General features: G+C 40.3%; 10 protein-coding genes and 1 tRNA gene. 4 read left to right on the plus strand and 7 right to left on the minus strand.

Translation table 11 applies throughout. The annotated features are described in order from the left end of the window. The first annotated feature begins 38 nt into the window (after positions 1-38). Entirely contained in the window at positions 39-1,397 is a 1,359-nt protein-coding gene (locus H6541_06855; GenBank protein ID MCB9015500.1) for a nodulation protein NfeD, read from the plus strand. Between the two features lie 9 nt (positions 1,398-1,406). Here H6541_06855 and H6541_06860 read toward each other — a convergent pair whose 3' ends face one another. Beyond that, entirely contained in the window at positions 1,407-3,800 is a 2,394-nt protein-coding gene (locus tag H6541_06860) for a hypothetical protein (protein MCB9015501.1), read from the minus strand. Positions 3,801-4,103: 303 nt separating this feature from the next. On the opposite strand from H6541_06860, the gene H6541_06865 reads away from it, so the two are divergent. Continuing rightward, positions 4,104-4,613 carry an O-acetyl-ADP-ribose deacetylase gene (locus tag H6541_06865; GenBank protein MCB9015502.1) on the plus strand — a complete coding sequence of 170 codons (510 nt, stop codon included), beginning with the start codon at positions 4,104-4,106 and terminating at the stop codon, positions 4,611-4,613. Here H6541_06865 and H6541_06870 read toward each other — a convergent pair. The 3 genes from H6541_06870 to H6541_06880 all read right to left on the minus strand — a co-directional run bounded on the left by H6541_06870 (position 4,598) and on the right by H6541_06880 (position 7,870). Further along, positions 4,598-6,124 carry a DUF4173 domain-containing protein gene (locus H6541_06870; protein ID MCB9015503.1) on the minus strand — a complete coding sequence of 509 codons (1,527 nt, stop codon included), beginning with the start codon at positions 6,122-6,124 and terminating at the stop codon, positions 4,598-4,600. The genes H6541_06865 and H6541_06870 overlap by 16 nt on opposite strands. 132 nt (positions 6,125-6,256) lie before the next feature. Beyond that, positions 6,257-7,672 carry a glycosyltransferase family 39 protein gene (locus H6541_06875; protein MCB9015504.1) on the minus strand — a complete coding sequence of 472 codons (1,416 nt, stop codon included), beginning with the start codon at positions 7,670-7,672 and terminating at the stop codon, positions 6,257-6,259. Positions 7,673-7,794: 122 nt separating this feature from the next. Continuing rightward, positions 7,795-7,870, minus strand: a tRNA-Gly gene (locus tag H6541_06880). 186 nt (positions 7,871-8,056) lie between these two features. Between H6541_06880 and H6541_06885 the strand changes: the two genes are divergently transcribed. Further along, entirely contained in the window at positions 8,057-9,565 is a 1,509-nt protein-coding gene (locus H6541_06885) for an MFS transporter (protein ID MCB9015505.1), read from the plus strand. 3 nt (positions 9,566-9,568) lie between these two features. Further along, positions 9,569-11,056 (plus strand): 4-alpha-glucanotransferase, encoded by a 1,488-nt coding sequence (gene malQ, locus H6541_06890; protein MCB9015506.1) that lies wholly within the window; start codon positions 9,569-9,571, stop codon positions 11,054-11,056. Here the strand turns inward: malQ and H6541_06895 are convergent, their stop codons facing one another. The 3 genes from H6541_06895 to H6541_06905 all read right to left on the minus strand — a co-directional run bounded on the left by H6541_06895 (position 11,057) and on the right by H6541_06905 (position 13,903). Beyond that, positions 11,057-12,346 (minus strand): alpha-amylase, encoded by a 1,290-nt coding sequence (locus H6541_06895; GenBank protein MCB9015507.1) that lies wholly within the window; start codon positions 12,344-12,346, stop codon positions 11,057-11,059. Between the two features lie 182 nt (positions 12,347-12,528). Next, positions 12,529-13,164: a uridine kinase gene (locus tag H6541_06900; GenBank protein ID MCB9015508.1), complete on the minus strand. Its 636-nt coding sequence runs from the start codon at positions 13,162-13,164 to the stop codon at positions 12,529-12,531. A gap of 100 nt (positions 13,165-13,264) precedes the next feature. Beyond that, positions 13,265-13,903 (minus strand): uridine kinase, encoded by a 639-nt coding sequence (locus H6541_06905; GenBank protein MCB9015509.1) that lies wholly within the window; start codon positions 13,901-13,903, stop codon positions 13,265-13,267. Positions 13,904-13,938 lie beyond the last annotated feature (35 nt).

Below are 13,938 nucleotides of genomic sequence, written 5' to 3' on the forward strand. Positions count from 1 at the left end.
TTAGTATATTCGCATAACCATCTATCTATTCCAAAGCCATGTTTAATAAAAAGCCAGCCTTTCTCATTTCTTTTTTAGCAATTTTAATGTTTCAGATTACAGGCATTCAAGCTCAGGATCAGAAATCAGGAACAATATATAAATTTGACATCAAAGAGGAAATTGCGCCTCCGGTATGGCATAAAACCCGCAAAGCATTTGAAGAGGCTCATGCATTAAAAGCCGATGTCATTCTAATTCACATGAATACTTATGGCGGCATGCTTGAATCGGCCGATTCAATCCGAACTGCCATTCTTCAGTCAACCATTCCCGTTTGGGTTTTTATAGATAACAATGCGGCATCAGCTGGTGCGCTGATTTCCATTGCCTGTGACAGCATTTATATGCGCTCAGGTGCTAATATTGGCGCTGCTACAGTGGTTGATCAGGCAGGAAAACCCTTACCCGATAAATACCAGTCATATATGCGCTCCATGATGCGTTCAACAGCCGAAGCTACAGGTCGAAATCCTGATATTGCACAAGGAATGGTTGACCCGCGTATCTTTATTGAAGGTGTAACTGACACAGGGCAGGTGATTACATTTACCACATCAGAAGCCCTGAAAAACGGTTTTTGCAACGCACAGGCAAACAGCATTGATGACATACTGAAATATACCAAAACCGGATCGTATAAAATAGTAGAACAGGAGCTAACAGCAGCTGATCGAATCATCAGTTTTCTAACTAAACCCTATGTGAGTGGAATTCTGATCATGATCATTATTGGCGGAATCTACTTTGAGCTTCAGACTCCCGGAATCGGATTTCCTTTAGCAGCTGCAGCTACAGCAGCTATGCTCTATTTTGCGCCTTTATATATTGAAGGGCTGGCAGCCAATTGGGAAATTCTGATTTTTATCATTGGAGTCATACTGGTTTTAATTGAATTATTTGCCATTCCAGGATTTGGTGTAGCCGGAATTTCGGGTATCGTATTGATTGTAACCGGACTAACACTCAGTATGATTGACAATATAGGGTTTGACTTTTCAGGAGTTCCCATGAGAGGAGTTGTCATTGCATTTTTTATTGTCATAATTGCTTCCTTTACATCATTGGTTGGTTCACTCTATTTCACCCGAAAACTTTTCGGAAGTCACACCATGTTTGGCGACCTGGCTCTACTCAGCACACAACAATCGAGCGAAGGATTCACCTCTTCAAGTGTGCATTACACCGAAATGTCAGGCAAAAGCGGAAAAGCCTTTACCATGTTACGCCCTGCCGGGAAAGTTGAGATTGAAAACGAAGTTTTTGATGCAGTAGCCGAATCAGGTTTTATTGAAAAAGGAGAAGACATTTTGGTTGTGAACTATGAAAATGCGCAACTCATTGTCAGAAAAGCCTGACCAAAAGGACTATTCTACTCGCACAGCTCCGGCATTTGAGCGATAAAAATCAAAATATCTGACATCATCCTCAAAAATTTTCATGCGGATGGCTGTTTGCACCACACCCTTTTCCCTAATCTGGTCACCAATAATCAGCGCATACTGAACCGGATCAGATGAACCATTGACAAAAGAAAACGAAAACTGATTGAGAAATAAATCAAAAGTGCGGGTTTCATCGAAAAATTGTTGGGTTTTGGTAGCTTTCTGAGGCGTAAAGAAAATATCGATCAACAAGTTTGGCGTACCATCATATTTTCCCCAGCGAGCATCTGATACAACAGCATATTGTACCGTATAATACTGTTCAGGATCACTTTTACGTGTTTCATATCTGATAGTCTGTTTCTGAGCCACCTCCTTTATTTTAGCCTCATAGTTTTCTTTGATAGCTGGAATGGACTCCTCTAATTTCATGATGTCAGCGGCAATATTTTGATAATTGCTTTCATTGGCAGCTTTCTGCAGACCTTCTATCCTTTTTTCAATAGCCTCCACTTTTGACATACCTTCGTGCGCCAGGGCAATAATAGTTTGGCGATCACCATAACTGAACCATTTGTACATACATGGTGCTTGCTTCACAAAATCCCTGAATTCACCTGCTTCCTCTGGCGGATAGGTTGTTCCATCCATTTTCCATATTTTGCGCGAAAAATTCAGTTTTTCAGTTTTCAAAAGCATATCAGGATCCGTAATTTCAGAAGCTGAAATCAGGTGTTCACGAATAATTGTTGCAACAATTTCAGGATCATTGACAAGAATATGATCACCGGCTGCTGCAAGGGCATCTTCACAGGCTTCGGCATCTTCGTTACAGCGGGCCAGATCAGCTGCTGAAATTACCTTAAGCTCATACAGCTGCTGACAATCAGGCATATAATAATACCCCGGGCTTTTTACATGAATTTTACGGCTGGCCTGAATAAGCTCTCCTCCATTCATTTGTGAGGCTGTTATCGTAACCTCGCCGGATTCATCAGGTTCAACGGCATATACTTTTGCAGTAGAATAGCCTGGTCTGTAACACGCTTCATCAGGAGTTACCGCAATAATTTGAATGGCTTCAGAAGAAGTACCCCATAAAACCGGCACTTCGGGATAATTAGAAAGAGCATAATAAAGCACTGGTTCACCTATTTCACCAAAATCGCCGGTTTTAACTTCAGGATTGCCAGCTACAATCAATTCTCCAGGTGGGAAAAGCCGGTCAAGCATCTCTGCAGCATGGGATGATGCATCCTTCAGCCCGCCTACAACTGTGGCAACCTTATCAAAAGTTGTGACAGGGTTCGAAAAAGTTACCAGAGAGAATAAAGCATCTGTCAATTGAAGTTCCCTATAGAGGAAAGCGTCTTCGGGAACAATCCTGGTGAGCACATCAAGTGCAAGTGCCGTACATGGAACAACTGCTCCAACGGCAGATGGAAGTGTGGCTAAACAGGCAACGCCTTTCATCGCCAGCGCTGCATATCCCAAATAATCAGTTAAATCGTTCAGATCGGGAGAAACCATTACAGGATTCATGGTAAAAGGGCCACTTTTTATAGGTCCTGATTCAACACCAATCTGTTTAATGTCTGGATATTCCAGTGAAGTTGCTGCACTGCTGATAAAACGACCGAGTGTATCAAAAACGGTTAATCGGACAGTATGAGCATCCAGTTTATTGAAATTAATCGCATATCCCCCCACTTGTAAACAACGGGGGTAGCCATTCTCATGAAACAGCAATGTTACAGCTTCTGCATTTTCATCCATTCTAAAAACCATGCTTTCCACATGGTTTTTATTTTCAGAAAGGTTAAAACCCACCAGGTTCCCATTCCGGTGCAAACCCAGCAGTTCCATATTTGCATCGTTTGTCTTAACAAGTGCAAAATCATCATATAAACCAGCTTTTCCACGTGCCGGAACCCTCTTCAGTTCATGAGCCTTTGCGGCTGCGGTATAAGGCTGATTGCTCACCAAAGTTGAAATTCTTTCCTGAATGGGATCGAGCAGTTTAGCTGCCTGTTTTTTTGAAAATGGCAATAAATTGTCGGCCCAGCCTTTATCAGTAAGGTATTGACGTTCGGTAACTGACACAGTCAGTTTCCCTGATTTGTATTCAAATTCAAAACGTAACCGGTTTTTTACCAGTAAGGATTCATAGCTGTAAAAGGATGTGTTGCCGGTTCCGAGCTTTTTATTGATGATTGGCCTGGGTAATTTCAATTCCTGGAAAGTCGTGTAAACTGCAGGCCATACAGCTTCAGGAGCAATATTTTCAATTTCAAATGATTTGTATTCCTGTGCCTGTATAGGTAAATAAAAAGCCAGAAATAAAGTCATCGAAACAAGGGAAAGTACTTTTTTCATCGAAACAGGATTTAAACTTTGAAAAAACATGATTTGAATTATTCATATATTTATATGTGTTATTTTTACATGTTAAAAGAGATTAACCTGCTATTTTGTTTCATTTGTCTTAGCAAATTAACCTGTTTAGCACTCTAATTGAGCGAATTTACCCAAGGCACTCCGCATCCATAATTATTTCTGCGACGTGGGTTAAAGCGCGTGGAGTTGCGCTGTTCATATGCAATAATACTTATTTTTGCGGTAAGAATCAAATGCTTTTATTTGATTATTAATAAAAATCACTGTGTAAATACTTGAAACATGCACCAAATAGACATTATTCAGGCAGATATTACAAATTTCAGAGGCGATGCCATCGTAAATGCAGCCAATTCAAATCTCAGGGGTGGTGGAGGTGTTGATGGTGCCATTCACAGGGCAGCAGGTCGCGAATTGCTTGAAGCCTGCCAAATGATTGGTGGCTGCCCAACCGGTGAAGCCCGGATAACACCTGGCTTCAAACTTCCGGCAAAATATGTCATACATACGGTTGGTCCAATATGGCGGGGCGGCCATAACAATGAAGATAATCTTCTGGCTTCCTGCTATTTCGAAAGCCTCAAACTTGCCATTAAACACAATTGCATTTCTATTGCTTTTCCCAACATAAGCACCGGAATATATGGATTTCCGAAAAAAGCTGCCGCAAAAATTGCCATTGAAACGGTGAAAGCATTTTTGAAAGATGTTGCCCCTCCCCTGCAGGTAACATTTTGTTGCTTTGATTCTGAAAATCTTGAAATTTATAAAAATCTTTATTCAGGATGCTGATACAGCGCTTTATTCCCTGAATTGAGTTCCCTGAAAGCTCTGAAATCAGCCAAATTCCATCCCTGCCATGAAAGCATCGGATACCCCTTGATAAAGTCACGGCACCTGGTATCAACCCGCTCTTTGTAATAGTCAAGCGTCATGTATTCATGGTAGAAATCAAATTTTTCGACCTGCGCTTTTTCTATTATATCCATTTGAGAAACTGACAACTGAAGCACAGGCAAGGTGCTACTGCTTAAGGTGCTCATAAATTCAGGATGAAAAAAAGCCTTATCAGCATGACGTACATTATAAGTGGCAATTACCTTGTCCCAGTTAAATAAACCAAGACCTATGAGCAATACATAGGCTGCAATTGCATTGTAATGAAGAAGATACTGGTGGGATTTGCGTTTTTGAATTTTCAGAAAAACTGTAATTAAACCCACAATTGTGAGCAATAAAAAAGCATAAACCCCAATTCTTTTATAGGCAAGATTAAAATGCTGAATATACCAGAAATTGCGCACTCCAACTGAAACAGCCAGTAAAGCATTCTGCGCCAACCAAAGCCCAGCAAGAGATAAAATCAGTTTTCGGCCTGGAAAAAAGTTAAGGTTAGCCCTGAAGAAATATAATACAATCATGATAGAAATAAGAATGGAAACAATAAGTAACCAGGTCCCTTCATGAACAAACTGCTTCAGGTACTGTCCATTCCATTCAAAGAAAAACCAAACGTAATACACATCCAGCATATTCATAACAGCTATCAGCAAATTAAGCAGAAGTAACATAATAACACCCGATCTGTACTCAGTTTTCAGGGCCATAAATCTGCCTGAAAACGGAGAGCGTTTTCTTAGTAAATCCATTCCTGACTTTTCGCCAAATACGGTAAATAAAGTATTCGGCCTACCGAAGAGAAATGTAAAGGCAATCAATAAACCAGCAACAGCAAGCCAAAATGCGGCGGGAGAAACAAAACGGGCAATGTTTTCAAAAATGTCAACAATTCTTTGAAGAATATTACCGGTTAACCTGTTAAAATAAGGACTGGCCGAAGCATAAATCGCAAGAAAAACAATCAGAATTATCAGCGGAATTATAATTGTTAAAGCAAACCTGATAAATTTTCGCCCTCCGCTAGCCTGATCTGTAACATGTTCAAACGTTTTAAGAAAGGCAAATGGACCGGTAATTACAGCATAGGCAAATGCCGGGAAGCCATTCAGCAAAAGAAGTATTCCCGGAGAAGCTATCATTCCTGCCAACAAAATCAATGAAATAATATTGACAGCTAAAGCCATAGACGCTCCGTAAAACAAGACCATTACCGAACTAAGCAATGTGCCGGTAACAAGCAGAAGTTGTATCCTATGCATAAAATTCAACCTTCCGGCTAATAACAAGCCCCCCAAAATCATGACATTAAACAAGAGAACATTTACCCCGGCTGGCTGATGCATAAAAAGGTAAACAAAAACCAGAGCAAAGGCAAAAGGGAAAAGAAGGAGGAACTTTTTCATAGCGGCGGGAAAGTTTACTCCTAAACGCTGACAACAGCTTAAATCGTATATCAGATTTCAAATAAACAGCAACTGAAGCTGCGCCGCACTTTAAAGCTAAAGCAGTTTTTTAAGAATTCAGAATAACTAAACTCAATAAACGGGTAATACGTAGATTGAAAAATCATTATCAGCATAAACCTGCTCATAACTATAACGCACTTTACTCCCCTTATGCTTATCAATTATCAGAAATGAAGCGCCAAATTGTGAAATAGAGTCTACCACAGATTCTGAAACAGATTCATTCACGGTCCAGCCTTTTCTGTGGGCAAAATAAATTAACTGCGGAGACTGACCACCATTAATTATGATGCGCTTGTCTTTAGGAATGTATCGATTGGAAAGAGATTCTAATCCTGATTTGTATTTTTCGCTTTTTTTTATGTAAAAATCCTGATTTTGATTGGCTATCCCTTCAACTGCAATGAACACAAGTAACAATGTGGCCATTGAAGGCCTTGATTTTGAAACGGCATAAACGGCATAACCGGCAAGCAAAGAAATAACCGGAACAAACGGAATAATGTAATAGTTATGAAGCGGGAATACAGCACCTGTTTTAATCGCAAAGAGCACAAAAACAGCAGATACCAGAATAAATCCAAGCTTATAAATCAAGCTCTCGGCTTTGAAAAACAAGTAGAGGCCAACAAGCGAGCAGCCAAACCCCACATAAGAATTCAGGGCACTGAAATAGAATTTCTCCAGAAAACGGCCAAATAAAGGCAAAATTTCTCTTATGCCTTCAGCCAAATCCTTAGGAAAATACAGGCGATATTGAAAAGCGTCAACCAAATACGGGACCCAGAAAAAATACCAAACAAATGAAATGGCTATGGCCATTGCAATTGCAGAAAAAACATATGCCTTACGGATTATTCCATGTTTCTTATCTAATAATAGCACCCCTGTAACACTTAACAAACTGAGAGCCGGAATTTTACACAATAGCCCCAGGGTTGTAAAAATAAAAAGGAAAAACAAATGAAACCACTTGCCCTTTTCGAGAAATAAAATGCAAAACCAAAGCCCGATTAACAAGAGTGAAATGCTGAATGTATCAGGCATAATTTTGCGTGAAAACGAGAACCAGATGGAAGACATAAAAATGATAGTGGCATAAAAGGCCACTTTCTCCTGAAACAACTTCTTTACTATCAAAAAAAATGCAAACGTGCCCAAACTGGAAACTATCAGATTAATCAATCGTCCGTACCAGTGTGTATATCCCAGAACCGATGAGACCAAATAAATCAGGTAATTAAGCAACGGGAATTCAGTACCTATGATTCCGGTTTTTTCGCCGGCCATATCAATACGGGGATATAGAATACGGGCATCAACTTCCAGAAAATTGCGGGCAACCATATTTGTAAGCGATTGCCTCCAGTTATGTCCGATTTCAAGAGGTGGATTGGTAATTCCTATCATTCTTATTACAAAGAAGAATAAAATCCAGAAACGAATATCAGATATTAACCTCTTAATCAATACTTTAGCAGACATATAAGTACAAACTACCTGACAATAAACAACAATTGGTTTAATATTTCTCCCAAACAATTGTTGCAAAAATAAAGCAATCCTTTATTGGATTGCTTTATCTGTCTGAAATTAATAATAATCAGTGGAGCGGAAAACGGGATTCGAACCCGCGACCCTCAGCTTGGGAAGCTGATGCTCTACCAACTGAGCTACTTCCGCATTTTGAAAGGACAAAAGTATAAAAACTTTAGGAATTCATATCAATCGGACCGAATAATTCAAATGAGTATTTTCAATTTGAATTCCGCTTGCAATAAAGATATATTCATCATAAAGCCGATGATTAATACAACACATCAAAAAGTTTTTCCGTAATTTTAACGCTCATTTTACAAAGCCTAAGTTATGACAAAGAAACCTCATCTGAGTTTCTGGCAAATCTGGAACATGAGTTTTGGATTTTTGGGTATCCAGTTTGGATTTGCCCTGCAAAATGCCAATGTTAGCCGAATTTTTGAAACACTCGGCGCAAAAGTTGATGAAATACCCATTTTATGGATTGCAGCGCCCGTTACCGGCCTGATTATGCAGCCCATAATCGGCCATATGAGCGACAATACCTGGAACCGGTTTGGCAGGCGTCGCCCCTATTTCCTTACTGGCGCTATTCTCGCTTCACTTGCACTTATTGTAATGCCTAATTCACCAGCCCTTTGGATTGCTGCAGGAATGCTCTGGATAATGGATGCTTCTATTAACATTTCCATGGAACCTTTCCGCGCTTTCGTTGGCGATATGCTGCCGTCAGAACAACGCACAAAAGGATTTGCCATGCAAAGTTTCTTTATAGGAACAGGCGCTGTTGTTGCTTCGGCACTCCCTTATATCATGACCAATTGGTTTGGCATTGCCAATACAGCCCCTGAGGGAATAATTCCTCCGTCTGTTCAGTACTCATTTTACCTTGGTGCTGCAGCATTTTTCGGTGCTGTACTATGGACAGTCATCCGCACCAAAGAGTATTCACCCGAAGAATTGCGGGCTCATGCCGAAGCTGAAGGACAAATTGTACACGAAACACATGAAGAGGAAATTGAGAATCCTCAAAAGGTGAGTAAGGTATTTTTAACGCGTAGTGTTATCTGGATTGCGATTGGATTAATACTCTCCTATTTGATTTTTTACTTTCAACTACATCAGGAGCTTTACATATTTTCGGCAGGTATTGCCGTTTATGGTCTGATGATGCTAATTTCCGGCACACTCATCAAAAACGGGCATACAAAAAACGGAATTGCAGTCGTTATGCACGACCTGTACAAAATGCCCAAAACTATGTCGCAACTGGCGGTGGTTCAATTTTTCTCATGGTTTGCACTGTTTGCCATGTGGATATATACGACCGCAGCAGTTACCAAACATATCTATGGTACAAGTGATACAACTTCAGCCCTGTTTAATGAAGGGGCCGACTGGGTTGGAATCTGTTTTGCAGTTTACAATGGAATAGCTGCTTTGGTAGCATTTCTTCTCCCTGTCATTGCCAAAAAAACTTCCAGAAAGTTTACACATATGATTTCATTAATTGGAGGAGGACTTGGCCTTATTTCCATCTATTTTATCAAAGATCCCAACTTATTGCTTCTTTCAATGACAGGAGTCGGACTGGCATGGGCCAGCATCCTTTCAATGCCTTATGCCATTCTTGCAGGAGCTCTGCCTTCACATAAAATGGGTACCTATATGGGAATCTTCAACTTTTTCATCGTTATCCCGCAAATTCTGGCAGCCAGTATCCTGGGCTTTTTCACACGCGATCTTTTTGGAGGCGAAGCCATATATGCGCTGGTACTTGGAGGAGTATCCATGTTTATTGCTGCAGCAACTGTCATGTTTGTGACTGACGAGCATTAATTCATGAAGGTTACCCGTTCCAGTGGCATTTTGCTGCACCCAACCTCCTTGCCGGGAAAATATGGCATTGGATGCTTCGGCTCTGAAGCTTTTGCTTTTGTTGATTTCCTTTGCGAAGCCAGGCAAAAACTGTGGCAGATTTTGCCATTGGGCCCAACAGGGCCAGGCGATTCTCCGTATCAAAGTTTCTCGGCATTTGCACTAAACCCATTGCTGATTGATATTCAATCTTTTGCCGACAAAAAATATCTTACAGAACAAAACATTAAGGAGGCAAAAACTGAGAATACCGGCAAGGTAGATTATGCCTTTGTCAACGATGCGCGCAGAATGCTTTTCAGAAAAGCATTTGACACATTTCAACATAAAGCTTCTCTCAAGGACAAAACTTCCTTTGAAATCTTTTGCAACAGCAATAAATTCTGGCTTGAAAACTACGCTCTTTTCATGGCCATTAAAGACTATTTCGGAGGTATTGCCTGGCATCAATGGCCTGATGCCATCAAAAAACGCAATAGCACTTCAATGCGCTTTTTCCGGAAATTACTTTCAAATGACATTAAATACCATTGCTTTCTGCAATATTCAGCCTATGGGCAATGGATGGATTTAAAGGAATATGCCAACAGGAAAAGCATTAAAATCATTGGCGATATCCCCTTGTATATCTCATTTGACAGTGCTGATGCCTGGTCAAATCCCGACTTGTTTCTTTTAGATAAAAAAATGCACCCAGTTAAAGTAGCAGGAGTTCCACCTGATTTCTTTAGCGAAACAGGCCAATTATGGGGAAATCCGGTGTACAACTGGGAGTATCAGCAAAAAACAGGCTTCAGGTGGTGGATTCAACGAATGAATTATAATCTTCATTTGGCCGATATTGTGAGAATTGACCATTTCAGGGGATTGGCCGCTTACTGGGCCATTCCTTTTGGAGCAAAAGATGCCATAAACGGGGAATGGCTCCCTGCCCCGGGCGAAGCACTGTTCAAAGCATTAATCAAAAAAACTGGCTCATTGCCAGTAATTGCTGAAGATTTGGGTGTAATTACGCCCGACGTGGATGAACTGCGCATTAAATTCGGATTTCCAGGCATGAAAATACTACAGTTCGGATTTGACAATTCAGAGGCCAATCCGTATTTACCTCATTTATTTTCGGCCAACTCAGCTGTATACACCGGCACCCATGACAACGACACTGTAATTGGATGGTACCATCAGATGAATGAAACCGACAAGCAAAAATTTCTGGATTACACCAGCTGTAATGGAATGGAGGTGAACTGGAAAATGATTCAGCTGGCGATGGCTTCTGTTTCAGATTATGCTATTGTGCCTTTACAGGATATTCTTGGCCTGGACAGTGAAGCCCGGACAAACATACCGGGTACACCACACGGTAATTGGCAATGGAGATTCAGGGAAGCTGATTTACAGACTGCACACGCTAACCGGTTAAGTTTATTCTGCAAACTTTACAACAGGTAGTCAGGCTGTAAAAAATTCAAAAACACGGTATTCCCAGGGTTTAAGCACAAAATAGTGATTATCAAAAAGTTCGACCTGGGTGTCTGCAAAAATATCTTTATAGTATCCCGGAAGATTGTCTACTGATAAATGAGCAAACTGCTCATGCTTGCTTAGGTTAAGCATAACAATAACCTTATTCCCTGCAACTTCACGCATAAAGGCAAAGACATTACCACTGTTGCGCGTTTCAATTCTCCTCAGCACACCTCCGTAAGGGCCGCTCCAAAGCGCCCTGTTTCGCTTTTTCAAACTTATTAACTTCTGGTACAGGGGAAACATCTTATCTTCTTTCCATTCAATCTCATCCTTGTCGAAAAAAAGCAATCTTTTACTTAAACCGGCCTCTTGTCCGCTGTAAATCATAGGTATACCTGTTAGCGTAAAATACAGAACAGCAAAAGCTTCAAGCCCTTCGCCAAGACGTTCAAGCTCAGAACCATTCCACGAATTTTCATCATGGTTGCTAATAAACAGCATTTGATAAGCAGAGGATGGAAAAGCATAAATTTCATAATTCAGCATGGAATATAGATCCCATGATGAATTTTCGCCACTGGCAATTCGGTTAAATGTATGAAATAACCTCCAGTTATAAATAGCATCAAAAGCACCCGAAAGCAATTCCCGCTGCTCCGCTTCAGCCAGCATAAAAACAGGTTTAATTCTTTCAAGTTCCATGCGTGCATTTTGCCAGAAACTCAACGGCACCAGATTGGCCATATCACATCTGAAACCGTCAATATCTGTTTCGTAAAGCCAAAACTGCATGGCTTTTATCATATATTGCGCAACAGCCGGATTATCATAATTCAAATGAATGACATCACTCCAATCGGTTACAGGAGGTTTGAACGCGCCTTTATCATCCAATTTATAAAATTCAGGATTTGTTTTTGTCAGTTGATGATCCCATGAGGTGTGAATAGCCACCCAATCGAGGATAACATACATACCCATTTGATGAATCGCCGATACAAGTTCTTTGAACTCCCCGAGCGTTCCGTATGCCGGATCAACCGACATATAATCGCTGATGCAATAATAGCTGCCTCTTGTGCCTTTTCGTTTTTCAATCCCTGCAGGTTGAATAGGCATAAACCACAGGATTCCTACCCCAAGCTTCTGCAAGCGAGGTAAGTGTGTAGCAAATTCCCGGAAAGTTCCTGAAGCAGTGTATTGCCTTAAATTAACTTCATAAATGGTTAGATTCCGGCTCCATTTTACCGGCAAATCGCGGGAGTTAGGCATATAACAAACAGTTGCAATTTACAGGCAACTACCTCATTACAAGACAGCTACCTGTAAATAAAAGTAAAACTTGTTTTAATTTTTCACTTCAAAACGCCCTGTCTAAGGCGCTTGAAAAATACAACAATTTTCACCAAACTGGCATTAACAGGCACATTCCGCCATTAAAAATCTGAAACATTTCAGGCAGGGACAACCTGATACTCTTTATTGATAAATATGTTTGCTTTATCTCTGAGCGATTGAACAACCTGATGCTCACGCTCAAGAACCTGCATACGGTATTCATTCTGAGGCTCTTTTCCACGAACAACCTGAGCTTTTTTCGTTTCGTGATAAGTAAGCTCAATAAAAACCCGCAAATCAATCCCGTCAGTATTTATGGCATATAATCCATCAACAATAATCATTTCCACGCCTTTGAAATCGGTGGTCAGATGATCAACCTGTTCAGTAACCAAATCAATACAGGGCATTGTGGAGGTGCGGTCATGTTTAAAATCGTCGATATTCTTATAGATGGTATCCCAATCGTATTCATTTAAACCAACAGCTGTTTCAATTCCATTTTTTTTACGCCATTCAGTCCTTTCTAAAGGATGAATTTTGTAATAATTGTCGATATGAATGGGTTTGCAGATAATACCTTCTTTCCTCAGCATCTTAGCAAGAACATGAGACAATTCAGTTTTACCGGAGCCCGATTCGCCTGAAACTGCAATCATAAATTTGTTTTTCCTGTTTTTAAGGATATATGGCAGGATTTCCTTAGCTGCATTTTCATGTTTTTCGCCAATAAGCAACACATCTCCGAGCATAATTTTGATTTTTGAGGTTATTAACAACTAAATGAATGGTCTTTATCAGATTTGGTTTCATTGCCCGACACCGAAATCTCAGGCAGAAAACCTGATTTGTTTAATAGTGAAAAATTTCACTGGCAGTATCAAAGTCAAGATAAAAATCGGCAAGGGGTTTAAGCGATTGAACCACCTGATGCTCACGTTCAAGTACGTTCATCCTGAATTCATCCAACTCCTCCTTGCCTGTTAATTTTTGTTCCTCCATTGTTTCATGGTAGGTCATTTCAATAAAAACTTTCAGGTTGGCATCTTCAATTTTTACAGAGTACAAGCCTTCAATAATCAAGACTTCAACTCCTTTAAAATCAGTTGTAATATGGTCAATCTGGTCAGTAAAAAGGTCAACACATGGGAAAGTTGACTTTTCGCCACTTCTGAAGTCCATGATATTTCGATAAACCAGGTGCCATTCATATTCTTCAAAGCCCACCGACTCAATACCGTGTTGCTTGCGCCATTCTGTTCTGAGTGAGGGAGGTACCCTGTAGTAATTATCCATGTGCAGCAGTTTGGTTTTAATTCCCTGCTTTTTAAGAAGCTTACCCAGCATGTGAGCTACTTCACATTTACCAGTTTCGACTTCGCCGGATATGGTGATAATGTATTTGCCTTTTCTTTCATCCAGCACTTTTTCCAAAATGGTCTGGGCAGCATTTTCATGCTTTTTGTTGAGCAACAGAATATCGTTTAACATCTCTTTAAGTATTATTTAACAATCAGTCAGTATCC

This window comes from Lentimicrobiaceae bacterium, from assembly GCA_020636745.1.
Lineage (GTDB): Bacteria > Bacteroidota > Bacteroidia > Bacteroidales > Lentimicrobiaceae > Lentimicrobium.